Source organism: Pontibacter sp. JAM-7, from assembly GCF_048548695.2.
Lineage (GTDB): Bacteria > Pseudomonadota > Gammaproteobacteria > Pseudomonadales > Balneatricaceae > Neptuniibacter.
In genome coordinates this window covers 418,107-441,181 of record NZ_JBLYIF020000001.1, presented here as the reverse complement: position 1 = coordinate 441,181, position 23,075 = coordinate 418,107, and the positions used below count along the sequence as shown (strand labels likewise).

The 23,075-nt window shown below is 51.1% G+C and carries 20 protein-coding genes and 1 other RNA gene; 5 read left to right on the top strand and 16 right to left on the bottom strand.

Translation table 11 applies throughout. The features are described from left to right. Positions 1-25 precede the first annotated feature (25 nt). The 9 genes from ACFVYJ_RS01900 to ffs all read right to left on the bottom strand — a co-directional run bounded on the left by ACFVYJ_RS01900 (position 26) and on the right by ffs (position 7,495). Positions 26-1,096: a WD40/YVTN/BNR-like repeat-containing protein gene (locus tag ACFVYJ_RS01900; protein ID WP_419414490.1), complete on the bottom strand. Its 1,071-nt coding sequence runs from the start codon at positions 1,094-1,096 to the stop codon at positions 26-28. Between the two features lie 91 nt (positions 1,097-1,187). Further along, positions 1,188-2,462, bottom strand: a complete 1,275-nt coding sequence (locus ACFVYJ_RS01895) for a DUF1329 domain-containing protein (RefSeq protein WP_419414489.1) — start codon at positions 2,460-2,462, stop codon at positions 1,188-1,190. Positions 2,463-2,486: 24 nt separating this feature from the next. Further along, positions 2,487-4,082: a DUF1302 family protein gene (locus tag ACFVYJ_RS01890; RefSeq protein ID WP_419414488.1), complete on the bottom strand. Its 1,596-nt coding sequence runs from the start codon at positions 4,080-4,082 to the stop codon at positions 2,487-2,489. A gap of 399 nt (positions 4,083-4,481) precedes the next feature. Next, entirely contained in the window at positions 4,482-4,913 is a 432-nt protein-coding gene (locus ACFVYJ_RS01885) for a nuclear transport factor 2 family protein (protein ID WP_419414487.1), read from the bottom strand. Further along, positions 4,897-5,700, bottom strand: a complete 804-nt coding sequence (locus tag ACFVYJ_RS01880; RefSeq protein WP_419414486.1) for an SDR family NAD(P)-dependent oxidoreductase — start codon at positions 5,698-5,700, stop codon at positions 4,897-4,899. The genes ACFVYJ_RS01885 and ACFVYJ_RS01880 overlap by 17 nt, the downstream gene beginning before the upstream one ends. Beyond that, positions 5,697-6,266, bottom strand: a complete 570-nt coding sequence (locus ACFVYJ_RS01875; protein WP_419414485.1) for a DUF3833 domain-containing protein — start codon at positions 6,264-6,266, stop codon at positions 5,697-5,699. Before ACFVYJ_RS01875 ends, ACFVYJ_RS01880 begins: the two co-directional genes overlap by 4 nt. After that, complete coding sequence (locus ACFVYJ_RS01870; protein WP_419414484.1) at positions 6,266-6,739, bottom strand: chalcone isomerase family protein; 474 nt, start codon at positions 6,737-6,739, stop codon at positions 6,266-6,268. The genes ACFVYJ_RS01875 and ACFVYJ_RS01870 overlap by 1 nt, the downstream gene beginning before the upstream one ends. A gap of 13 nt (positions 6,740-6,752) precedes the next feature. Further along, the gene (locus tag ACFVYJ_RS01865) at positions 6,753-7,265 is read right to left on the bottom strand and encodes a DUF2878 domain-containing protein (RefSeq protein ID WP_419414483.1); all 513 of its coding nucleotides are present in this window, start codon (positions 7,263-7,265) and stop codon (positions 6,753-6,755) included. A gap of 133 nt (positions 7,266-7,398) precedes the next feature. After that, positions 7,399-7,495, bottom strand: an RNA gene (ffs, locus tag ACFVYJ_RS01860) — signal recognition particle sRNA small type. Positions 7,496-7,696: 201 nt separating this feature from the next. Between ffs and ACFVYJ_RS01855 the strand changes: the two genes are divergently transcribed. Together ACFVYJ_RS01855 and ACFVYJ_RS01850 are read left to right on the top strand one after the other, a co-directional pair. Continuing rightward, positions 7,697-8,251 carry a cytochrome b gene (locus ACFVYJ_RS01855; protein ID WP_419414482.1) on the top strand — a complete coding sequence of 185 codons (555 nt, stop codon included), beginning with the start codon at positions 7,697-7,699 and terminating at the stop codon, positions 8,249-8,251. A 12-nt stretch (positions 8,252-8,263) separates the two neighbouring features. Further along, complete coding sequence (locus tag ACFVYJ_RS01850; protein WP_419414481.1) at positions 8,264-8,842, top strand: YceI family protein; 579 nt, start codon at positions 8,264-8,266, stop codon at positions 8,840-8,842. Between the two features lie 48 nt (positions 8,843-8,890). Here ACFVYJ_RS01850 and ACFVYJ_RS01845 read toward each other — a convergent pair whose 3' ends face one another. Further along, a complete protein-coding gene (locus tag ACFVYJ_RS01845) occupies positions 8,891-10,465 on the bottom strand; it encodes a methyl-accepting chemotaxis protein (RefSeq protein WP_419414480.1) in 1,575 nt (524 codons plus the stop codon). 55 nt (positions 10,466-10,520) lie between these two features. Beyond that, positions 10,521-13,382 (bottom strand): RNA polymerase-associated protein RapA, encoded by a 2,862-nt coding sequence (gene rapA / locus ACFVYJ_RS01840; protein ID WP_419414479.1) that lies wholly within the window; start codon positions 13,380-13,382, stop codon positions 10,521-10,523. Positions 13,383-13,559: 177 nt separating this feature from the next. On the opposite strand from rapA, the gene ACFVYJ_RS01835 reads away from it, so the two are divergent. The 3 genes from ACFVYJ_RS01835 (at position 13,560) to ACFVYJ_RS01825 (ending at position 16,708) form a co-directional block, all read left to right on the top strand. Beyond that, the gene (locus ACFVYJ_RS01835; RefSeq protein ID WP_419414478.1) at positions 13,560-14,219 is read left to right on the top strand and encodes an NlpC/P60 family protein; all 660 of its coding nucleotides are present in this window, start codon (positions 13,560-13,562) and stop codon (positions 14,217-14,219) included. Between the two features lie 44 nt (positions 14,220-14,263). Then, on the top strand, positions 14,264-15,001 hold the full coding sequence (locus tag ACFVYJ_RS01830; protein ID WP_419414477.1) for a dienelactone hydrolase family protein: 738 nt from the start codon (positions 14,264-14,266) through the stop codon (positions 14,999-15,001). Positions 15,002-15,070: 69 nt separating this feature from the next. Continuing rightward, positions 15,071-16,708, top strand: coding sequence for a GGDEF domain-containing protein (locus ACFVYJ_RS01825; RefSeq protein WP_419414476.1), 1,638 nt, complete (start codon positions 15,071-15,073; stop codon positions 16,706-16,708). A 10-nt stretch (positions 16,709-16,718) separates the two neighbouring features. Here ACFVYJ_RS01825 and ACFVYJ_RS01820 read toward each other — a convergent pair whose 3' ends face one another. The 5 genes from ACFVYJ_RS01820 to lhgO form a co-directional block, all read right to left on the bottom strand. Further along, complete coding sequence (locus ACFVYJ_RS01820) at positions 16,719-17,375, bottom strand: transglutaminase-like cysteine peptidase (protein ID WP_419414475.1); 657 nt, start codon at positions 17,373-17,375, stop codon at positions 16,719-16,721. An 11-nt stretch (positions 17,376-17,386) separates the two neighbouring features. Next, positions 17,387-19,300 (bottom strand): bifunctional diguanylate cyclase/phosphodiesterase, encoded by a 1,914-nt coding sequence (locus ACFVYJ_RS01815; protein WP_419414474.1) that lies wholly within the window; start codon positions 19,298-19,300, stop codon positions 17,387-17,389. Between the two features lie 192 nt (positions 19,301-19,492). Further along, positions 19,493-21,067 (bottom strand): alkyl hydroperoxide reductase subunit F, encoded by a 1,575-nt coding sequence (gene ahpF, locus ACFVYJ_RS01810; RefSeq protein WP_419414473.1) that lies wholly within the window; start codon positions 21,065-21,067, stop codon positions 19,493-19,495. A gap of 72 nt (positions 21,068-21,139) precedes the next feature. Further along, a complete protein-coding gene (gene ahpC / locus ACFVYJ_RS01805) occupies positions 21,140-21,709 on the bottom strand; it encodes an alkyl hydroperoxide reductase subunit C (protein WP_419414472.1) in 570 nt (189 codons plus the stop codon). A gap of 114 nt (positions 21,710-21,823) precedes the next feature. Beyond that, on the bottom strand, positions 21,824-23,050 hold the full coding sequence (gene lhgO, locus ACFVYJ_RS01800) for an L-2-hydroxyglutarate oxidase (protein ID WP_419414471.1): 1,227 nt from the start codon (positions 23,048-23,050) through the stop codon (positions 21,824-21,826). Between the last annotated feature and the right edge of the window lie 25 nt (positions 23,051-23,075).

Genomic DNA, 23,075 nt, shown 5'->3' with positions numbered 1-23,075 from the left:
GCAAGCGCAAATTTATCCATTTTCGTCACCGCACCAGTTCACTGCCAGTTTTTGTAAATATTTTTGATTCTGGATTGTACTGACCTACATTGGCGCCTACTGTAATGTAGCCATTATCGATTTTTTCGATTTCCGTGTGCCATGACAGATCTACTTTATCAAACAAGCCGGTTGTCACTGCTGAAAAGTCTTGATTGGCCTCCAGCCAGATGCCTTTATTACCGACCACAAACCATACTTGCCTGTGACGATCCCAGATAACATCCATCAGGTGTTCTTTTAGTTCACCGTTGCTGTTTGCCGGTTGATCCCAACTCAACCCACCATCGTGTGTTGCCAGCATCAGACCATCCAAGCCCACCGCCAGCCCCTCAAGTTCATTGGCGAATTCAATGGCCATTAAACTGTTTTGCTGCTCTATCTGCTTGTCAATTTCCGACCAACTTTGGCCATCATCAAGACTCATAAAAATCTTGCCAAATTCGCCAACAACAATAACCTTATCATCACCTATCTTGATGATATCATTGAGTATTACGTCTTCTTCTTCTTTGGCTTGCGTCCAGCTATTACCGTAATCTGTGGATTTAAGGATTTTGCCGTATTCACCCACCGCCCAAGCTTCACCTTCTGGGTAGGTATGCACGCGGATCAATTTATCGGCCACCTCCGTTTTTGGTACATTCATTTCAATCCAAGTGTTGCCACTGTCTTCTGTCATCAGCAGAACACCTTCATTGCCTACTGCAATTGCCCTACTTTCATCCCAGGCTGCAATATCCTGCAGATGTTGTTGTGTATTTGATTTTTGTATGACCCAAGATTGTCCTGCATTATCAGATTTAAGTATTTTTCCATAATTGCCACATAACCAAATATTGTTGCTATCGATTAAGTGAAGTCCATATATTTTATCCCTTGCTTCAATCGCAGGTTTAATAACCTCTTCAATTGCCACAGTCGGTTTTACAAAAATACCTGCCCACAACAACGCACCTACAATAGCCCAAGGCACAACAGAGATTACTGATTTTTTTATATTTATTGACGCCTTTTCAGCAACAGGCGCTCTGTCAATGCAATAATTTACTGACATGTCATCAACCCATGAAGAAAACTGTTAAGTAGCGTTTTCACACTACTTAACAGCAAAAGTTAAGAGGAAGTTTGATGCATATAATTACGCTTTATTTCGCTATCTTAAGCAGTTGTTTTAAGCTTACATCGGCTTCTTCAACACCCTCTGGGTTAGACTTCATATTTGAAGACCAGGTAGTTGAATAGTTAGCTTTGTAGTCAATAACATGCCCCACGACAGGCATGACTGCCTTATAGCCGTCATCGCCAATGTCCGGACGGTTCTGGAAGATAAAGAATTTCCAGAACTTACCATTCTGGTCATAGGCTTCTCCCAGATATGGGCGTGGCCAGTCTTTTTCCATATACACGATTTTCTTGCTGTATGGATGACCTTCCGGCGGCGTACCCTCTACGACAAACACTTCGCGAGGCTCCCACTCGATGTGTTTGGCGGGGTAATAGTATGGTGCTTCACCCAACGCAACACTTGGGAACTCTTCCAAGGAACCTTCTTTCGATTTATCGACACTCAGCTCGGGGCTGTGGGCAATAGCAAACACCCAACGTGTTTCCAGCAACTTGGTAGACTGGTATTTAGTAGGGATCGCATCCCAGATATCCCAATCATCGTACAGCTGTACCGTCCCGCCAATTGGGTCCATCCAGGCACTACCTGTAAGACGGCGAGCACGACGAACGGACTTCAGGTATGCCCAGGTATCATCTGGCTTAGCTGCACTTGGATCGTTGTAACGAATAGAGAAAGTACCCAGCCCTTTGATATCCTGCGGGCTTTGTGCCACCAGAATGGTTTTCTGCATGATATCGCCATCACCCTCTGTGGTTGGACCACCATCCAGGCGCCCTTCCATGTAGTAACGACGTGACCACCAGCGCTGAACACGTTCTACGCCTTTTTCACCATCGATAAATACAAAGGAGATATCTCGCAAGTCCATGGTTGCACCGTAGGTAGGTGAACGCAGATTCCAGATAATCTTATCCCCGGCATAGGGATCCTTTGCATCAATTTCCTGGGGGTCAAAGAACATACCTGAGTTCCAGCCGGATACCTGACGGGTAGCAGGATCAAACTTGACCTTACCCTTTCCCTGCTGAGTGGCTTCCATGTATTTCGGGTCCATCTCGATCTTTTCAGAGTGACGGATCTTCATGGTCAAACCACGTTCTTTGATCATCCATTGCATACGCTCAGGAATCATGTCGCCGACTCGTTTCCCTTCGAACAACATATCCTTCACCGTTTCAAAGTTATCCTTTGAAATTACGGTTCCTGCAGCCATCTCTCCAGCTGCATGGAGAGGGCTGGATGCAGCCCACAAGAACAGTGCCGCGGCTGACACTTGTTTTAATGATGTCATATTCATTCCATTTGCCTCGTTTTATTAGAATTGGCGGGTTAATGAGAAGACCAACTGGTTATCATCACTAAACCAGTCGAAGAGTGATGCCGAGTTTTCACTGGTACCCAGCGGGTTACGCAGGCCAACTTCGCCAGGAGCAACGTGCTTTTTATCACCATCGTTCCACCACAGGTCTGCCTCAGCTTTCAGACGCCAGTCATCACCGAACACGAACTCAATTGCAGGGATCGCGAAGCCACCGCCATTACTCAGGTCCGTACCAATCACGAAGGACGGGTTGATGGTGTCACGTTTGAAGTTCAGCAGGGTGAACAAGGTCAGGTAAGTGGTGTGCTCTTTCTTGCGCGCACCAAAAGATGCAAACTCGACAATCTCATCATCCTTGTCGTAATCCATAATCCAGGTATCAAACAACTGAATGCTGCTCAGAGAAGGACGGTTAGTACCCAGCCAATCCATCAACCGCAGCTCTTTATCCAGCCGCAGCATGGTGACCAAGGTGTCTTTTTCAATTACCCCACCCCAGCCAGGCAGCGACGACTGCAGGTTACCGAAGTTGTATGGCTTATCGGGAATGAAGGCGAATTCGGCGCTCAGGGTCGAGTCGAGCGTCACGCTGTAACCATTCACGGTCAGGCCAAACACATCAATTTCAGGAAATACCCAGTCACCCAGTACCTGATTGGTGGCCAGCTCACCGTAAGACTGCATTGAGGTCACACCAAACAAACCCGGCACAACTGAATTCGCTGCAGGGTTCATGATCGGCTGTGGATTAAACGTTTTCAGATAAGCGAATGAGTAGCCCACTGAACCGGCAAAGCCATTCCAGCGGATACCATATGTGGTGTCATCCCAGTCGCCATCTTTATGATCAGTGTTGTAGTCAGTGAACGCTGTGAAATCGACACCACGGTAGGGGTGGGGAATCCATCGACCGCCTTCTAGATTGAAGTTGCTGCCCATATCTTCATCCCGGTCAATACCACCGGGACGTACAAATAGGTTCAGGCTGCCATCCAGCTCACTGACATCAATATTGAAGTTGGCTAGCGTCAGCGGTTTGCGCCAGTCTTCATTGTTTTCGAAGAACAGGCGTTTGCGGTAATCGTAACCATGAATCAGGTCCATCGCCTGAAAGAAGTCACTTTCGCCCCACACTAGCTGCTGACGACCCAGACGCACATCGACCCGATCTCCCAAGGAGAAATCGACATAAAATTCACGCAGGAAATCTTCGAAGCTGTCGGTCTGGAACTGGTCCAGATAGTCTTCTGTGGTTGCTGAGCCGCCCGGAGACTGAACTCGGGTCATATCTTCAAGATCATCCAGATAACTGGTCTGATGCTCTTTATCGATCCGACCTATTGCTTTCCAGGCCAGGTTACCGGTTTTGGCATCCATTTCGAGCTGAAGCGACATGCGCGCCATACCCAGATCACCGGTATCATCTCCTTCTGTTTCCTCCTGATCCTCCAGGAACATTGCAGTTTGAGCTCTTAAGTACCCACCGAAGTTGATACTGTAGTCTCCTTCACCAGCAGTCGCTGCTGACCCCATTAACAGACCGGCACCCGCGAGAACGGCCCCGACCATCATATTATTTTTTTTTTTCACTATAACATCCCACAATTTCTACTTGTTATTTGGTCTAGTGTTCAGGCTCTAATGAAAAAAACCGCTATGAAGCACTTTCGTCCTTCTGGGTTTCATTAGCAGGTGAGATATCGCAACTACTGTGCCAAATGACTTGAATGGGATTAAAGTGTTGATTTAAATAATAAAATTATCAAACAGCTTATTCATAATCAGGGGAAACGTACGAATTCCGAACGGAGGAATTCGAAGTTCGTACGATATTACCTCGTGAAAACACTACACGCGGCGTACAACGGGGATAGACAAAAACGCCTATATTGCAGACGTTAACAAGGTAAAGAGTACGGTAGGTAAAAAGTACGGTAGGTAAAAAGTACGGTAGGTAAAAACAGCAAGAGTCTTTCAAGACGAATCACATTAAGCCGGGCAGGCCAGCTTATGACGCAACCAGGCAATGATGCGACCTATCACCGGTAGGGTCTGCATCAACCGTGAACCGTCCCAGTAGTCTTCATGCAAACATATCAGGCCCGCCGCATTTGTTTCGACTCGGCTGGTCCCCTGTACCGACACCTGTCCGGTCAGGCGACTAGTGGCAGAAAAGGTCCAGAACAGATACCCCTGATTCTCTTGCTGCACCACCTGATGCACATCAAACTCAACCTGATCAAGACGGTCAAACATATCTGCCATCAAGGCAATGTAATCATCGCGATTACGAATGTCGTTAAACGGATCACGAAAACAGATACCCTCGGCCGCTATCTCTCTTAATTCCTGCAGATTTGCCACCGATAAGGTTTGTAACAGATCAGCGTAGTGCTGCAACCAGTTATCCTGTGGATTCATTGTTATGTCTCTGTGCAGGCTTTTCGGGCACCACCGTCCGAGCAATTAGGCCCAGATAGAGTCGGTAAGGCAATAAACGTAACAGTTTCAGACAGTATGTAAACCGGCGTGGAAAGGTTATCTCAAACCGGTTGCTTAATAAGCCTTTTAATATGCGCTGAGCTGCCACCTCCGGTTCCATCAGGCATGGCATTGGGAAGCGGTTCTGGTCGGTCAATGGCGTGCGCACAAAGCCCGGATTAATCACTTGCAGTTTCACACCACTGCCCGTCAGATCCAGGCGCAACGCCTCACACATATTGATCAACGCAGCCTTGCTGGCACCATACACAGATGCGGTAGGCAGCCCTCTGTAACCCGCCACAGAGGCCATGACGGCAATCTGCCCGCGTTGATCAGCTAACATCTGTTGTAATGCCGGTTCCAGGCAATTGACTGTACCCTGCAGGTTCACGCGCCAGAGGTTTTGGCAGATATCCGCAGAAAACTGCTGTGCAGAAACCGGCTGATGCGTCCCCGCATTAAGCACCACCAGTTCAGGGGGACCCTGATTCGTTTGCCACTGACGCCAGCACTCACGCACCTGTTCCAAGTCGGTTATATCCATAGCGACTGGCACTATCCTGCCAGCCAAACCCTGGCACTCCTCAGCCAGCGCCTGCAGTTCAGGCAACGTGCGTGACGATACATATACCTGTGCCCCTTGCTCGGCCAACAACCTTGCCAGCGCCCGACCGATTCCGCGACCGGCTCCGGTAATCCAGACCCGTTGCCAGGGCAGGTTCATGCAGCCACCTCACCCAAGTGGCAGCCAGCAGTTAATGGCCGGTGTGCAGTGTGCGAGACTTTGCGAATAAATAGCGTGATCTCTCCCACCTTGATGCCAAATTTATACATCCCGGTCCGGTTCATCAGGTGCGCCTGATCCAATTGGTACATCCAGTCATCCAGGGTCAGTACCCACTCAGTACCATCAACCGGCACTTTGAGCTGGTAGTTCCAGTGCAATGCATTACCCGCTACCTGGCCTACTGCCGTACCGACTACATCAGCAGCCTGTCCCCGATACTTATCCGCCTCACGCTGCAGCTGCCAACAGCGGCTTTGCTGCTCACCATCGGCAAAATAAAACTGCTCATCCAGCACACCTAACTCACCCTGCCAGTGTCCAAGTAAGTCAGCCCGAAAACGCCGGACCACCTTGCCCGAACTGTCCTGCACCATGCCATGGGCTTCAAGGTGGCCATTAAAAAACTCGCTCAATACTAATTCCGGCTGCTCGCCTTGGTAATCCTCAAGGTTCGCTGCACAACCCGCTAACAACACCCAGCAGATCAGACTGAAATATTTCATTACTGCTCTCCCCTCAATTGGCTTGCCAGGGCAGGATATTCCCCATCGGGAGACAGCCAGATTTTGACAAAAGCTTCAACAAATTCGGGCTCTGATATATGCCCCAACCAGCGCCGGTTAAAGTAGAAATGGCCGTGACCATCAGCAGCAATCTCAAAGGCCAGCTGATCCCCCTGACGAATGTCCGGCCATAGCTCACTGAGCTGGGGTAACCAACGCTGGCGCTGCTCCTGACTGGCGAAGGGTTTAAGCTGCTTATCGGTCTCTTGCACAATCATTTCGGCTTTAAAATCACGCAGATACTCCACCTGAAGCAATAATGGCGCGCTAAAGCCGCTGAACTTAGCGTTCGGAGCAAATAATGAGGCTTCATAAATATCGAACCAGAGCACCTCTAGCTGTACCCGGCCAACCTCTGGCCAAACCGGAGGCTGCCGCTCCTGAGCGGCAGACAGCGTGGTTATAAAAAGCATGACCAGAAATAGCCTAGGATGCCTGACAAACATACCGACGCTCCGTAAATTGACTGATCCACAACAACAGTGGAAACAAGGCCGACCAGATCAAGACCAATAAAATAAACACCTGCCACTCAGGCAACCCCAACTGTACCGCACCCAGCCGGGCTGCGCCCAGATAGGTCAAGGCCGCAGAGCCCCCCCCTAAACCAGATGCCAGCCAATAATGCCGCTGAAACCAACTTAACCCCTGCCGGAGCGTGGTACAGAAGGCCAGCCACAACACAACCAACCATAATGGCAGGATCCAGTCAGCATCAGTAAACTGAAAAACCCCAACCAGCGTTAGCAAACTATCAACGATAATCCCACATCCGGCACTCAGTAATATAATCCTGATTTCCAGCACTGGTTGAGGATGGAACTGAATATGCAACACCAGCAACACCAGCACCCATAACACTGCAGTATTACCCAGCAGCACGCAGAGCCACCAGGCCAGCTGGAAACCGATCAAATTAATCCAGATATTTTTTGACATAGCAGGCAACTCCCTCTGTGCTGTTACGAGGTAATGGGTTGCTCAGATCAATGCAAATAAACAGATAGGCACCGCAGCAGAAACAGCTGAGTACTATAAACAGAATGAAGCATATCGGAAAAACTGGGGGTGGCCCCACCAGCCACATTCCGGCACATGAGTCGATCGTTGTGGCTGCTCCCTTCCGGGCCTGACCAGGTTCACGATGTATCATTGCGGAAGGACCGGCAGAACCACCATAACGTGGCTGGAGCAGTGTCCAAACCTTGCCTGAAAAACGACTGTTTGCAGGCAGGGGCGCAGTATAACAGCACTCAAATCGTATGCAAATCACTGTAGCCGCAAATCGATGTGTAAAGATGGGTAAAGCGTGCTGCGTCGCAATATTGGCTATGTATATACTACTGTATCACCTTGATGGATAAACACTTATGGCCGGAAAACCACCTCTTTTGAATACCCCCCACCGCTATGGTCTGCTGACTATCGTTATGCATTGGCTGGTGGCAATTGGAGTCGTTATTCTGTATCCACTGGGGCTGTATATTGAAGCGCTGGATTACTACGATCCGCAGTATCTGACTGTGCCTCAATGGCACAAAGCATTAGGGGTTATGATCGCACTATTGCTGCTGGGCCGGCTGGTCGTACGGGTCATTACTCCAGCACCTGAGCCGTTAGCATCACCTGGTCTCCAGCAGTGGGCAGCCAAACTGACCCATCTCGGTCTCTACCTGCTGTTATTGGTAACGGTGATCAGCGGCTATCTGATTGTCACTGCGGAAGGCAAACCCCTGATTCTGCCGGGCGATATTGCCATTCCAGCGCTACCCCTGACCGTACAGGATATGGAAGAGTATGCAGGCGAAATACATTTTATCGCTGCCACCCTGATTCTAGGGCTGGCCAGCGGACATATGCTGGCAGCGCTAAAACACCACTTTATCGATCGGGATAACACCCTGAAACGTATGTTAGGCAAATAACGAGGGACAGTAATGAAGAAACGTAACTTATTGGCAGCAGCCAGTCTCGCTGCACTGATGACAGCAACAACTGCTAATGCAGCTGAATATCTGATTGATACCAAGGGTGCGCATGCCTCTATCCAGTTCCGTATCAGCCACCTCGGCACCAGTTGGTTATTAGGCCGTTTTAATAGTTTTTCTGGCTCGTTTGATTACGATGCCGCTCAGCCGGAGAATGCCTCTGTTAACGTCGACATTGATGTAACCTCCATCGACTCTAATCATGCTGAGCGAGATAAACACCTGCGGGGTGAAAAATACCTGAATACTGACAAGTTTCCCGACGCTTCCTTTGTCAGCAGCAGCTTTTCCCCTGATACCGACGGCGGCGGTGTGATGAAAGGCATGCTGACGCTGTATGGCACTACCAAAGCGATTGAAATTGAGGTGGATAAAGTCGGTGAAGGTGCTGATCCCTGGGGCGGTTATCGTGCCGGATTCAGTGGTATCGCTGAAATTAAACCAAAAGATTTTGGTCTGACATTCAACCTGGGACCCGCTGCTGAAACGGTTTACCTCACGCTGAACATTGAAGGGATTCGTCAATAACCATTACAGCACCGCAGCCTTACGCCTGCGGTGCTGCTGGTATATAAATTAGAGCTTAAAGCGGGCCACCAGTTGGTTCAGGTCATGAATCTCCTGACGAATCTGATCCGTCGCACCCACCACCCGCTGGGTGTCATCCCGCGTCTGACGCGCCACATCGGAAATACTCACCACCCGACTATCAATCTCAGTCGCCACACTGCTCTGTTCTTCAGTGGCGGTGGAAATCATGGTGTTCATCGAAGATATGGCTTCTGCAGATTCAATAATATGCGACAGAGAGCCGGCCGCTGTTTTTGCCAGCTCACTACTGCGCTGGGCAATATCGGTGCTCAAAGACATGGATTGGACAGCACCCTCTGCTTGCTTCTGCAACCGTTCAATGATGCCCTGAATCTCCTTGGTAGATTGCTGGGTACGCTGGGACAGGGTTCTGACCTCATCAGCCACCACCGCAAAACCGCGGCCATGATCACCGGCACGTGCCGCTTCGATGGCTGCGTTCAGGGCCAGCAGATTAGTTTGCTCGGCAATGCCATTGATCACCGAAGTCACATTACCCACCGCCAGGGTTTCTTCCTCCAGCGCCTGAATGATGCGTGCCGTATCCTGCAGCTTAGCGACCATCTGTTCCGCCTGGTCCTGCGCTTCGCCAACGATGCCACCACTGGATTTGGCATGACGATCGGCATCGCCAGCAGAACGCTCAGCTGACACTGCGTTAGAGGCTACCTCCTGCACCGTCGAACTCATCTCGGTCATTGCTGTGGCGACCTGTTCGATATCCTGATACTGCAGATTTACGCCGCGTTCAGTATCACCAATCGCATGTACCACATTCTGCACATGGCGTTCGGTGTTCCGGGCCACCCGTTGCACCTGCTGCAGCACTGTACCGATATGTTCCAACATCAGGTTATACGCCTGATACATCTGGCCAATTTCATTATCGCTATGGGTCAACTGAAACCGGTGGGAAAAATCACCCTCACCGACTTCATTCATCCGCAGCTGCATACGCCGGATATTCTGCATCAGTAGCTGCACCGTCCCTTTATAGGAGATGACAATTAACAGCAGGGTGCCGACAATACAGAGCAACGCAAAAATCAGCTGATGCGTCGCACGTTGCTTAGACTGCTCGGTTAACATCACCACGGCCTGATTCATATTTTTCAGCACCTGGGGTGACTGCTGCGTCAATGCCACTAACGCCGAGTGATCGCCGGTTGCGACATACTGGTCAACCGAGACGCGGTATTCCTGCCATAAGCCCCAAACATGCTCCAACTGAGCCCGCACTTGAGAATTACTAATAGGCGTCATACCGGTTTCCGGATCGCCATTGAGCAGACGCTCATGACTGGCCTCGAATAACGAGATGGTTTTTTGCAAGGTCGCGAGCTGCTCAACATCTGCGCGCACCTGCAAGGCCTCTTTCGCCACTTTCTGGCTCAACATGCGTTGCCGGCCCGCCATGTTGATGCTTTGCGGATCGACCGCCAGACTCATATACAGCGAAATCCCGGATGCAACCGCCAGCAAAAAAATCAGGCCATACACCAAAGTAAACTGACGCTTGGCCGTTTTACAGCCAAGGGCACGCATTAGACTGTCTATCATGAAACTTCCCCCGGAAGTGCAAACACGAATGGTATGAATTTAAGCAGAAGGTTGCTTAGCCGTCATGGGTCACGACAGCAATTCTGATGGTATCCATCTCCAGGCTGGCGTTTTGTAATGCTTCCATTACCTGTTGTTGGAAGTCGGCTAGGTCCTCGATTTCTTGATCCCGGATATTCGGATTCACTCGCGCCAGTTGTCGCAGCCGTTCAACCTCAGCTTGCAGTTCAGTCTCAGCCTGTTGAATGGCGGCAGTCAATAAGGCCTGCTGTTCTGGCCCAATACCAGCTTCTAATTGATGTGCCAGTGCCTGAATCTCAGCACGTGCGTGTGAGATCAGCTTCAGTCCCAGATTTTTACCCACCGGTTTTGCCAGTGCCTGAAAATGCGCCAATGTGATGATTTGACTGAGATCATTGCCGTTACTGTCAATCACCTTACGCACCGTAGCGGCTGGCAAATAACGGTGTAACTGCAAGCCCCGTCGCGCTGGCAGGTGTAAGCTAAATACCGCCTCAACCAATAAACTACCCTCCTTCAGCGGGGGCAGTTTCATGGTACAAATCGTAGCGTTACCGTATCCGCCCTGTAACATCATCTCCATGGCACCAGCCACCATCGGGTGCTCAACGGTCAGGTATTGCAGGTCCTCTCGGGACAGGGCTTCATTGCGCTGAAACGTCACAGTAGCACCATCTTCGGACAGGCCGGGAAAGTTGTGACAGATCATGTGATCACCGGGGTGCAACACCAGACCATGACTGCCGTAGCTTTCCTGTTCAACACCAAAATGATCAAATATCCGCGACATGTACCCGGCCATGCGGGAGGGTTGCGATGCAGCTTCTACAGCGTCCAGCACCTCAGCTGCAGCATCTGCATCACAGGAGTTCAGTTCCAGCAGCCGGTCACGTCCTTGTTGCATGGTTGCTTTCAGTTCAGTGTGGGCATCACGTGTTTGCGCCAGCAGCGCATCGACAATGGCATTGTCTCCAGGGGATTGCATGGCACTCTGTAGCGCATCAGCAAATTGCTGCAGCAATATCTGGCCATCCGGGCAGACCCGTTCAAATGCGTTCAGCCCCTGGTGATACCAGTTCAGTAGCACCTGCTGCGCACTCTGCTCAAAATAGGGAACGTGAATGAGCACATCATGGCGTTGACCGATACGATCTAACCGGCCGATACGCTGTTCAAGCAGATCAGAGTTAAGCGGCAGGTCAAACATCACCATATTGTGGGCAAACTGAAAGTTGCGGCCTTCACTACCGATTTCAGAACAGAGCAGGATCTGGGCTCCGTGCTCTGTTTCCGCAAAATATGCAGCCGCGCGATCACGCTCCAGCAGGCTCATGCCCTCATGGAATAACGCGGTCCTGACACCTTGATACAGGCGCAGCTGTTTCTCCAGCGCCGCTGCAGTCTCCGCTTTGGCACAGATCAACAGAACTTTCTCACTGCGATGTACCTGCAGCCACTTCACCAGCCAATCCGTCCTGGGATCTTCAGCGACCCAGTTTTCACCCAACAACAATTCTGGGTGTAACAGCTGATCAATGCTGGCCTGTTGCGCATGTGACTGAAAACCCTGTGGGGCTGGCAACGGGTGGGGCTTAAGTTCACGGTTAGGAAAGCCCTGCACACCCTCACGGGTATTACGGAAAAGTACCCGTCCAGTGCCATGCTGATCCAGCAGTTGCTGAACCGTCTGTTTTACCTCAAGCTGCAACGTTTCTGGCTCAGCCGCCGCTTGTTGCAGTTGCTGCAAATGCGCATCACCCAAACGCTCAGCCAGCGCCAGACAGAATGCTTGATCCTGCAGTGCCTGATGGCCACTGTCCTCAGCTAATAGACGCTCAATCAAATGGCTTATCTGGCCATACTGCTGTTCATCTAGCAAAAACTGCTGCAAGTCATGGTATCGCTCCGGATCGAGTAACCGCAGTCGGGAGAAATGTGCTGCCACCCCAAGCTGCTCCGGGGTCGCCGTCAGCAACAGCAGACCGCGGATCTGCTGTGATAAGCGCTCTATACAGCGGTAGGCATGGCTGGCACCAGCCTCACTCCAACCCAGGTGATGCGCTTCATCCACCACCATAAGATCCCAACCCGCAGCTTCTGCCTGCTGCAATAACTGGTCATCTCTGGTTAACAGCGACAAAGGAATAAGCACCCGCTGTTCATTACTAAACGGGTTGCCGCTTTCAGCCTCACAGCGTGCTGCATCCATTAGGCTAAAGCGCAGATTGAAACGGCGCAGCATCTCTACCAGCCACTGCAATACCAGACTGTCGGGCACAACAATCAGCACCCGGCTGGCCAACCCTGAAATCAGTTGCTGATGGATAATCAGACCAGCTTCTATGGTTTTACCCAGACCCACCTCATCCGCCAACAAGACCCTGGGAGCAATTCGGCTACCCACTTCCCGGGCGATATAGAATTGATGCGGCAAGCCCTGTACCCGAGGACCAATCAAGCCATAAGCAGCGGATTGCTGATGTTCATACTGCAGGTCCAGCGTTTCCAGACGCAGTTCAAAGTGACGCAGCTTATCAATCTGCCCGGCAAACAAGCGTTCATATGGTTTACTGAAATGGACCTGGCTTTCGAGACTACATTCATGAATCGACTGAATTTCGCCGTTGTCTGTCTCACCATGATAAAGCACACAGTCTGCAACCCACTCATGTTCGACTACCTGCAGGGACAAGCCATCCTGGTCGGTAATCCAGTCACCGATGGGGTAGATAATGCGGCTCAGCGGAGCATTTTTTTCAGCATATATGCGCTGTTCCTCTATGGCAGGGAAAAAGATTTCAACCCGCCGCGAAGCTATCTCCGTCACAATTCCCAGCCCAAGTTCCGCTTCAGCATGGCTGAACCAACGTTGACCAACAGCAAAATTTTCTTTCATTAACAAAACTCTAACGCTTGAAACTGTGTAACACAGCAGGAGTGACAGAAGGCGAGCGGATGATAGGCGAACCACAGAGGGAATGCCAATATACCGCTGATTTTTTCAGCCTCTCTTCCCTTGTTACGCTCTTTATAGTAACTGTAGATGGCAATGTCATGTTTGGTGGAAACTTAAGTGCTGCGCAACCCTCAACCCCCTGTCATTCGACCGGCATATAGGCTGACAACAGGGCTATTGTGTACCCTGTTCCTGGTGGGTTTATCCGGCTGCGCCACCTCGATCCAATCCAAACTACCCGAAGTAGCAGAGCAGAGTGTAACTGCTTCATCGGCTGCCTCAGAAGCCAAACCTCAGCCTAGCATATTCCCAACCTCGCAAGCGCCGGATATTCATAGTGCACTGGTGGCTCATTTTGAACAGTGGCGGGGAGCGCCGTATCGTCTGGGTGGACAGAGCAAGCAAGGTGTCGACTGTTCCGGCTTTATGCAACTAACCTTTGCCAAACTGTTTAATCTGCAACTACCCCGTACCACTCAAGATCAGGCCCGGACAGGCTGGCAGATCAAACCGCATCTACTGACCAGCGGTGACCTGGTTTTTTTCCGTACCGGCTGGCGGCGTCAACGTCATGTCGGCGTCTATCTGCAAGATCAGGTGTTCCTGCATGCTTCTACCAGTCGCGGCGTTATGCTCAGCCGACTGGATAACCCCTATTGGGCAAAAGCGTTCTGGAAAGCCATGCGCCCCGCAGCCAACTTACAGCTGGCCATACCTGACCTAACCGACACCCATCCGGGTAAACCGCAGCCCAACGACAGTGCTGCCAGGCGCTGATCCACTATACTCATACACCCAACCGTAGGATTAGGAGGACCAGCATGCGTATCTTTACGCTGATCGCTACCCTGCTTGTTTCATGGCAGCTACAGGCAAAAACTGTTGAATACCTAGTCGACGATGACGTCTATGAGGGTTATTTTCTCTCGGCAACAGCAGAATCACCGTTGGTGCTGTTATTACATGACTGGGATGGTCTGACCGATTACGAAGTTCGCCGCGCACAGATGCTCAATACCCTGGGCTATGCGGTCTTTGCCGCCGACCTGTTTGGTAAGGGCATTCGGCCAGAACGCGTTGAAGATCGGCGACAACATACCGGGGAGCTATATAAAGATCGCCAGAAAATGCGGCGGCTGATGCAGGCAGCCCTCACCACGGCGGCAACCCTGGGGGGCAATCGCAACAATGCCGTGGCTATAGGCTACTGCTTTGGTGGTGCCGCTGTGCTGGAGCTGGCGCGGTCAGGGGAAACATTACAGGGGTTTGCCTCGTTTCACGGCGGCCTCACCACACCGGAAGGACAGAACTATCAACAGTCGCAAGGGCCTATCATCATCTTTCATGGCAGCGCCGATGGCAATATCACCCTACAACAATTTGCCGACCTGGCAGAAGAACTAGAACAAGCGAGAGTAAGCCACGAAATGATCACCTACAGTGCGGCACCCCATGCATTCACTGTATTTGGTTCATCGCGATACCGGGCGGATGCAGACCGTAAATCCTGGCAACGATTTATTCTTTTCCTGCAAAGCAAAACACAAAACACCCCTTAAGACCTGATTAAACCGGCCTTTTATGTTGTAATGCGGTATCCGCTCTTTGTTATCGGTCAGGCATACTGAATGGCACAGGTTACCAGCCTTTTTGCTTACATTACTCGGTTGTTTCTACACCGTTACTTTATCATCAGCTGGTTGATTTTGGCCGGTATGTTATCGCTGGCCAATTGGTATATTTATAAACAGGAAGTCGCTGAAATAGACCACTTGACCGCGGCGGAATCAACGCTGATTATTAGAAATGTCAGCATTGCCCTGGGTAAACGGATGCGTTGGGCAGCCAAGGATGTTCAGTTTCTAACGGCACACCTCAGCGACATGTATCAGCAACAGCAAGCCAGCGGCACCCGGCAGCAACTGATTGAAGAACTGTTTCTGCGTTTGCTGCACTCTCGTGCCGGCCTTTACACCCAAATCAGCTTGATCGCGCCGACAGGCCAGGAAACCTCACGCACCGAATACAATAATGGCAAAGCGCGCATCGTTCCTTCGAGCATGCTGGAAAACAAAAGCGGCCAATATTACGTTCAGCAAGCTCTGAACCTTGCACCCGGCGAAATCTACCTGTCACGTTTTGACCTGGACGCCGCATTCGGTGAGCTTATTCAGCCTTACCAGCCCACTGTGCGTTTTGCCGCGGCACTGCATGGCCCGCACAACGAAGTCCTGGGTATTGTGGTCATTCACTATGATGGCAGAGACCTGTTCCAGCGTATCTCCAGTTTCGGAGCCAGTGACCTCTGGTTAGTAACTCAGGACGGCGGCTGGCTCAAGGGCCCGGACCCCAAACGTGACTGGCAATTTTTATTTCCCGAGGCCAAATTTTCCGGTATCAAGGAGGATTTCTCCCACCTGTGGCAGCAAGTGCAAGACAGCAAGGCAGACACACCAATCAAGCTGCCTGATGGTTTGCTAACCACAAACCGCTTTAAACCCCTAGAGCGGATCGCCAGTGATTACCTGCCACTACGCAGTGAGTTCAACCACTGGTACGTCGTGCGGTATATACCGCAAAACGCGATAGCAGCGAAGCATCAGCCACTGCAGGCTCATATGTGGCGCATATTCAGTCTGACACTGGTAATGGCAACACTGGCAGCACTGTATATTGGCCTGCTGTGGCAACAGCGCCGCCAGGCAACGCAGGAACTGCAACAAAAGAACGCGACCCTGGCGTTACTTAATCAGCACTTGGAAGCTCTCGCCAGCACAGACCACCTGACACAAGTGGCCAACCGCCAGGCGCTGGAGCATGAATTACAGCGCAATATTGCTTTGACCAACCGCTACCAGCGACCCTTTTCTGTGCTGCTGCTGGATATTGATCGATTTAAATTGATTAATGATACTCAGGGGCATACCACGGGTGACCGGGTATTGCAGGACATTGCCCGACTACTGACAGATTCAACCCGCTTGGTCGATATGGTTGGCCGTTGGGGGGGTGAGGAGTTCCTGGTGATTTTACCGGAAACCACGCTCGTGGAGGCAGTGACCCTGGCTGAGAAGCTACGCAGCCTGATAGAAAACCACGAGTTCAGTCACCATTTCCCGGTAACCGCCAGTTTCGGCGTCGCTCAGTACATTGAAAGTGAACGGGAGTCTTACTTAATCGCCAGGGCCGATGACCTGCTGTACAAAGCAAAAGAGAGTGGCCGCAACAAAGTACTGCCAGCGCCAGGCAACATCGATTCGGCGTAAATCAGCCGCACTATTTCGCCATACGTGATTGCAGGTCTTTCCACAGTTTAAGCCGACTGGAGCCCCCCACACGTTTACCGGTACCACGCCCTTTTGCCAGCCACAAACCATCACCGTTGAAACTGTATACCGGCACCAGATCCCGACGTTTGCTCGCTGGCAGAAGTTCCGGGTTCAAGTTATCCAGAACCAGCGGAATTTCATTTTCAACCGGATAATAGGTAAGCACCATATGTGCTTCATTCCAGTTAAGTGCTTTAACATAGGTAATGCGCAGTTTTTTATCACCAATACCCAGCTCACGCAGGGTGAAATATTTGGCGATAGCATAATCTTCACAATCGCCGCCAAAAGTGGTGAGCTTTTCAAACGGCGTCGCCCAGTAATCGCTAACGCCCCAGTGCTGTAAATCAGTGTAGTAAGGCACGAGGTTGAAGAAATCATTCACCTCCCGAACTTTGTCCAGTTCGCTGAGGTCAGCGTTTTCACGCACCAGTTTGGCCAGCGCGTTAAGCCGCAATACTGCCGTCTGGCCAAATTTTTTCTCGACCCGGTACAGCAAACCCTCGCTAAAGTTAACCAGGTTTCCCGCCTGCACCAGCGGCACAGCAGCCAGCAGGGCTGCGCCAAAGGCAGCTCTGAATAGCCGATGATACCGTCGCCACATGGATTGTTTCCTCATCGGCTGGCCGCAGTAATGCCAATTTCCTTGACGGTTTGATAATCCGCGTCTGTCTCAACCGCCTCGGCAACAATCTCAATATTCAGCAATTCGCCCAACTCTTTCAACGCTTCAACCCAACTACGTTTTTCCGGATCTCGACTGATCTGTTCAGTGTAAGCTCGAGCCAGACGGATATAATCAAGCTGATATTCTTTAATGGTATCCAGCGATATAAAGCGACTTTCGAAACGTTTCAGAATCACTTTCGCACCGCTACGATGCGCAAAGTCGATAAAGGATTTGAAGGCTGTCAGATCCTTAGTTGCGGCATATGCAGTAATACTGAACACCAGATTGCCGGCAATATCTGCATTGTCCTGCAGCAAGCGGTACAACTCTGAGCGGAAATTGTTGTTAGACAGGGTGGTAAACGACAGGTTGACCGCCACCCTATGCTGTATCTGCCGCGAACGGATCTGCTCCAGTACCGTGCGCACCACAAACATGTCAAAGGTAACGATTTCACCCAACGTTTCTGCAACTGACACAAATGTACCAATCGGCAGTGCCTGACCATTGTCATCCTGCACGCTGGACATCGCCTCTTCCAGCACTAACTGGTCAGTGCTACCGTCAGCTAGCGAGTATGCCTGTTGCGCATATTCAATCTCGATGCGCCGCTCACTGATCACCTTACTCACCAGCGCTTTCCACTCATCCAGGCCGCGGGCATTGCCGCTATCCTGATTGATGGCAAAGCTGTTGGCACCGATCAGCAATGCTTTTTCATACGCCTCGGTTGCTGCAGCCACCATGGCAGCTGTAGTACTGTGTGGATCAAAGGCCACGCCACCCATATGTGCCACATCGGCTTTATCATAGCGACTGCCCAGCTGTTCCATCCGCGCCAGAATTTTCTGACACAGCCCTTCTGCTGCTGCCTGATCAGCACAGTCGGCAATTAAGATAAATTCTGCGCCGACAATACGATACAGACAGTCACCGCTAACACCAGCATCCGTCAGTCCATGGCGCACCGCATCAACAAACTCGCGAATAAAATCATCAACCTGACCCGAGCTACGGGTGCTGGCAAAACCACCCAGGTCAGCAATACGAACCAGGAAGATATGCCCCTGCCCTCTGCTGATAAACCGCTCTTTCATTTCGGTTTCAAAGGTACTGCGGGTTTCAAGGCCGGTAAGATCATCCACCCGGAGCCGTTTTCCGGTTTCTTCCAGCCGGCTATTAAGGTTGGTGATGACTTTCTCGATCTTGCCCGACATCAAGTTCATCGACTCCGCCACATAGCGAATTTCTGTGGTCCAGGGCAGGTTATCAATGGTTTCAAATTTACCATCGGCAATATTACGTGCCTGTTTGCTGATGCGGGATAACGGGCTAAGCACCCAGCGCAGCATAATAATCAACAGTAACACTGACACGGCAAAAGCAATGGCAGAATAAGCCAGACTCCGCTTGGCCTGCTGCCAGAGTTTAAGGTAACCAAAGCCAGGATGAATGGTGACATAAATGGTGCCACCGGGTATCCAGCCTGCATCGATATCAGATTGCGCTGTGGCGGTGGTCATCGGTAACAGGTTGGTAAACCATTCGGGCACTTCAGCAAAGGATTTGGGGTTCGTTTTACGCACCAACTCCTTGCCTTTGTTACTCTCCAGTAAAATTTCCAGATAGTAACCACGGTCAAAAATGGTGTTGACCATGGTTTCCAGAATCGGATCTGTTTCATCCAGAATATAAGGGCTCAGAGACAGTCCCATCGACGTAGCGGTATCCTGCGCGTGGACTTCTGACTCAACCTGCAGATACTCACGTATATTGTTGATACTGGTGATGTAGTTGACCGAGAAAATAGCCAAAAAAATCAGCGAGATGAGCAACAGTAGCTGCTTTGACAGCGTCATCGGCGAGTGCCTCCGGTGTTCGAACTGAATAGCCGGGCGTCAGACACGCCGTCAGGCCGGTTTTAGCTCTAGCCTAGATGAAACACGCGTGAACTGTCCAGAACCTTAGTGCCGGGAAGTCCCGTGATAGTGCCGTTTAGGAGAAAGTCTTAGATAACAACAAGAAAACCCGGCTAGAGCCGGGTTGGTCGGTTAAGCTGCTGCCTCTTGCGTCTCATCGACAGAACTGCGAATCAGGTGGTCAAACGCCGCCAGGGACGACGTGGCTCCCGCCCCCATCGCAATAATAATCTGTTTATAAGGCACGGTTGTCACATCCCCTGCCGCAAATACCCCCGGCAAGGAAGTCTGACCCCGGCTATCGATCTCAATCTCACCATACTCAGACAGCTCCAGGGTATCCTTGAGCCATTCAGTATTCGGTACCAGACCGATCTGGACAAACACACCCGCCAGCTGCAGTGAATGTGATTCACCACTGTTGCGGTCGGTATATTGCAACCCGGTCACCCGCTGACCATCACCCAGGACTTCGGTGGTCTGGGCCTGTTTAATGATACTGATATTGGCCATGGAACGGGCTTTGCGCAGCAATACTGCATCAGCCCGTAACTGGTCACTGAACTCCAGCACGGTGACATGCTCAACCAGGCCGGCCAGATCAATCGCTGCTTCGATACCGGAGTTGCCCCCACCGATCACCGCTACCTTTTTGCCTTTAAATAACGGACCATCACAGTGCGGGCAGTAAGCCACGCCCTTACCACGATACTCCTGTTCTCCCGGTACATTCATCTCGCGCCAGCGTGCTCCGGTCGCTAGAATAACAGCACGGCTTTTCAGACTGGCCCCGCTTGCCAAAGCAACCTCCAACAGGTCCCCCTGCGTCAGTCCTGTTGCCCGCTGGCCGTTGACCAGATCAACATCGTAATCCAGAACGTGCTGCTCCAATCCTGCCACCAGTTTCGGGCCTTCAGTTGCCTTAACTGAGATAAAGTTTTCGATCGCCATGGTATCCATCACCTGGCCACCAAAACGCTCTGCCACAATACCGGTACGAATACCCTTGCGCGCCGCATAGATGGCGGCAGCTGCCCCGGCAGGGCCACCGCCGACCACCAGCACGTCATAGGGTGCTTTTGCTGCCAGTGCCGCCGCCTGTTGGTCGGCGCCACCACTGTCCAGCTTATTCAGAATTTCCGCCAAACTCATACGGCCCTGACCGAACAGCTCACCATTCAGGTATACAGACGGTACCGCCATAATATTGCGTTCTGACACCTCATCCTGAAACAGGGCACCGTCAATCATGGTGTGGCTAATATTGGGATTTAATATCGCCATTAAATTCAGCGCCTGCACCACGTCCGGGCAGTTCTGGCAAGACAGTGAAATATAGGTTTCAAACTTCAACTCACCCTGCAAACTTTGGATCTGCTCGATGGTTTCCGCTTTCTCTTTAGATGGATGACCACCGGACTGCAACAGTGCCAGTACCAGCGACGTAAATTCATGCCCCATCGGAATACCGGCAAAAGCGATTCTGGACACTTCCCCCTGGGGAGCAATCGCCATCTGTGGCGCCCGGCCCTGTGATTGTTCATCCACCTGCAGGGAAATCTTATCGCTCAGGCCTGCAATATCTGTTGCCAGTGCCTGCAGCTCCTGCCCTTTATTACTGTCATGGCTCGACACGGTAACCTCTATCGGATTAACGATTTTCTGCAGGTATGTGTCCAGCTGTTGCTTCAAAGTATTATCTAACATGATCAAATCCTGAGTCGTTACCGGTCAAAAAAAGGCCCCGTGCCCGGGGCCAGGTTTGTTGCTTGCTGGAGATCAGATTTTGCCAACCAAATCCAGGGAAGGCGCCAGAGTCGCTTCGCCCTCTTTCCACTTGGCCGGACAGACTTCACCTGGATGAGCTGCCACATACTGAGCCGCTTTCAGTTTGCGAATCAGATCATTGGCTTCACGACCAATACCTTCTGCAGTCACTTCTACGGCCTGGATGATACCGTCAGGATCAATCACAAAGGTGGCACGATTAGCCAGACCCTGATCTTCACGCATGGCACCGAAGTTGCGGGTAATGGTGCCGGTCGGATCACCGATCATGGTGTACTCGATTTTACCGATAGTGTCGGAAGTGTCGTGCCACGCTTTGTGGGTGAAGTGGGTGTCAGTGGATACTGAGTAAATTTCTACACCCATTTTCTGAAACTCGGCGTAATTGTCGGCCAGATCACCCAGCTCAGTTGGGCAAACAAAAGTGAAATCGGCGGGATAAAAGAACACAACTGACCATTTACCTTTCAGATTTTCATCAGAGACTTCGATGAACTCGCCACGTTTAAATGCAGACGCGTTGAAAGGTTTGATTTCCGTGTTGATTAAAGACTGTGACATGTTTCTCTCTCCTGTGAGCGCTATGAATCGTTTCGACAGAAGAGAGATTAAAATAATTTATTGAATTTAAGAAATTGATAGTTTTAAGCAAGGTGATTGGTTTTTTTTATCAACCTATGGCCCGCGTGAAAACTCCACCAACTTTTCCAGCCGCTCAATGATATGCCGCCCAATTGGCAAGGCCGATGTAGCCGCCGGTGAAGGGGCATTACACACCACTAATGCCCGCGCTGTTTCAGTAAACAGAAAGTCATCCACCGGCGTACCATCCATGCGTACTGCCTGGGCACGAATACCGGCCGGATAGGGTTGCAGGTCATCCAGCGTCAGTTGCGGACAATATTTATGCACCAGACTGAGATACCCCCGCCGGGACAGGGAGTTTTTCAACTCAGCCATACTGGTTCTGAAATGCTTCAGCACCAGGCGCAGGGTACCGGGATAGGTCAGAATTCTCAGCGCCTCGGACAACTCAAACTGCCCCCGCCGATAACCTTCCCGATGCAGCGCCAGCACCGCATTAGGCCCCACCGTAACACTGCCATCAATCATACGGGTTAGGTGTACTCCCAGAAACGGCAACGCGGGGTTTGGTATCGGATAGATCAGATGGTTAACGATCTGGTTATGCTGTTCTGCCAGGCGGTAATACTCACCCCGAAACGGAATAATACGAAACTCAGGTTTTTGTCCCAACATACTGACCAGCCGATCAGAATGCAGTCCGGCACAGGCCACCATATAACGCGCCTGATAGCGTTCATTACCGCAATACGCCGTGATACGGTCATGAAACTGCTCTAACCGTGCCACTTGTTTACCATATTCAATGGTACCACCAGCGGCACAGAACAGTTCCGCCAGTTTTTCGGTGATTGTGCGGTAATCAACAATGCCGGTAGAGGGCACAAAGATCGCCCCCAGCCCGGTGACGTTGGGCTCCCGGGCAGCAAGGCCCTGCTGGTCCAATACTTCGATGGCAATGTCATTGTCGTGACAACGCTGTTGCAACACCTGCATCCGTTGCAGCTCATCAGCCGTGGTTGCCACCAGCAATTTACCGCATTCATCAAACGGAATCTGATGCTCACGACAGAAGGCTTTGGTTTCCGCATTACCCTGTTTGCAGAAGCGCGCTTTCAAGCTACCTGGGGCATAATAAACGCCGGCATGAATAACACCGGAATTGCGACCGGTCTGGTGGCTGGCTAACGCCGCTTCTTTTTCCAGCAACAGAACAGAGCGATCGGGATAGCGCTGTTGCAACTGCCAGGCCGTGGCAAGCCCGAGAATGCCACCACCGACAATCAAAAAATCATACAACGCCTTATGCGTATTCAATTGTGACTTCCTTCTTAAGTGACAC

What these genes read in the sequence shown, in the direction of transcription:
- ACFVYJ_RS01900 (WP_419414490.1), bottom strand. Translation starts at nt 1,096, where the DNA reads ATGTCAGTAAATTATTGCATTGACAGAGCGCCTGTTGCTGAAAAGGCG.
- ACFVYJ_RS01895 (WP_419414489.1), bottom strand. Translation starts at nt 2,462, where the DNA reads ATGACATCATTAAAACAAGTGTCAGCCGCGGCACTGTTCTTGTGGGCT.
- ACFVYJ_RS01885 (WP_419414487.1), bottom strand. Translation starts at nt 4,913, where the DNA reads ATGAATCCACAGGATAACTGGTTGCAGCACTACGCTGATCTGTTACAA.
- ACFVYJ_RS01880 (WP_419414486.1), bottom strand. Translation starts at nt 5,700, where the DNA reads ATGAACCTGCCCTGGCAACGGGTCTGGATTACCGGAGCCGGTCGCGGA.
- ACFVYJ_RS01875 (WP_419414485.1), bottom strand. Translation starts at nt 6,266, where the DNA reads ATGAAATATTTCAGTCTGATCTGCTGGGTGTTGTTAGCGGGTTGTGCA.
- ACFVYJ_RS01870 (WP_419414484.1), bottom strand. Translation starts at nt 6,739, where the DNA reads ATGCTTTTTATAACCACGCTGTCTGCCGCTCAGGAGCGGCAGCCTCCG.
- ACFVYJ_RS01865 (WP_419414483.1), bottom strand. Translation starts at nt 7,265, where the DNA reads ATGTCAAAAAATATCTGGATTAATTTGATCGGTTTCCAGCTGGCCTGG.
- ACFVYJ_RS01855 (WP_419414482.1), top strand. Translation starts at nt 7,697, where the DNA reads ATGGCCGGAAAACCACCTCTTTTGAATACCCCCCACCGCTATGGTCTG.
- ACFVYJ_RS01850 (WP_419414481.1), top strand. Translation starts at nt 8,264, where the DNA reads ATGAAGAAACGTAACTTATTGGCAGCAGCCAGTCTCGCTGCACTGATG.
- ACFVYJ_RS01845 (WP_419414480.1), bottom strand. Translation starts at nt 10,465, where the DNA reads ATGATAGACAGTCTAATGCGTGCCCTTGGCTGTAAAACGGCCAAGCGT.
- rapA (WP_419414479.1), bottom strand. Translation starts at nt 13,382, where the DNA reads ATGAAAGAAAATTTTGCTGTTGGTCAACGTTGGTTCAGCCATGCTGAA.
- ACFVYJ_RS01830 (WP_419414477.1), top strand. Translation starts at nt 14,264, where the DNA reads ATGCGTATCTTTACGCTGATCGCTACCCTGCTTGTTTCATGGCAGCTA.
- ACFVYJ_RS01825 (WP_419414476.1), top strand. Translation starts at nt 15,071, where the DNA reads ATGGCACAGGTTACCAGCCTTTTTGCTTACATTACTCGGTTGTTTCTA.
- ACFVYJ_RS01820 (WP_419414475.1), bottom strand. Translation starts at nt 17,375, where the DNA reads ATGTGGCGACGGTATCATCGGCTATTCAGAGCTGCCTTTGGCGCAGCC.
- ACFVYJ_RS01815 (WP_419414474.1), bottom strand. Translation starts at nt 19,300, where the DNA reads ATGACGCTGTCAAAGCAGCTACTGTTGCTCATCTCGCTGATTTTTTTG.
- ahpF (WP_419414473.1), bottom strand. Translation starts at nt 21,067, where the DNA reads ATGTTAGATAATACTTTGAAGCAACAGCTGGACACATACCTGCAGAAA.
- ahpC (WP_419414472.1), bottom strand. Translation starts at nt 21,709, where the DNA reads ATGTCACAGTCTTTAATCAACACGGAAATCAAACCTTTCAACGCGTCT.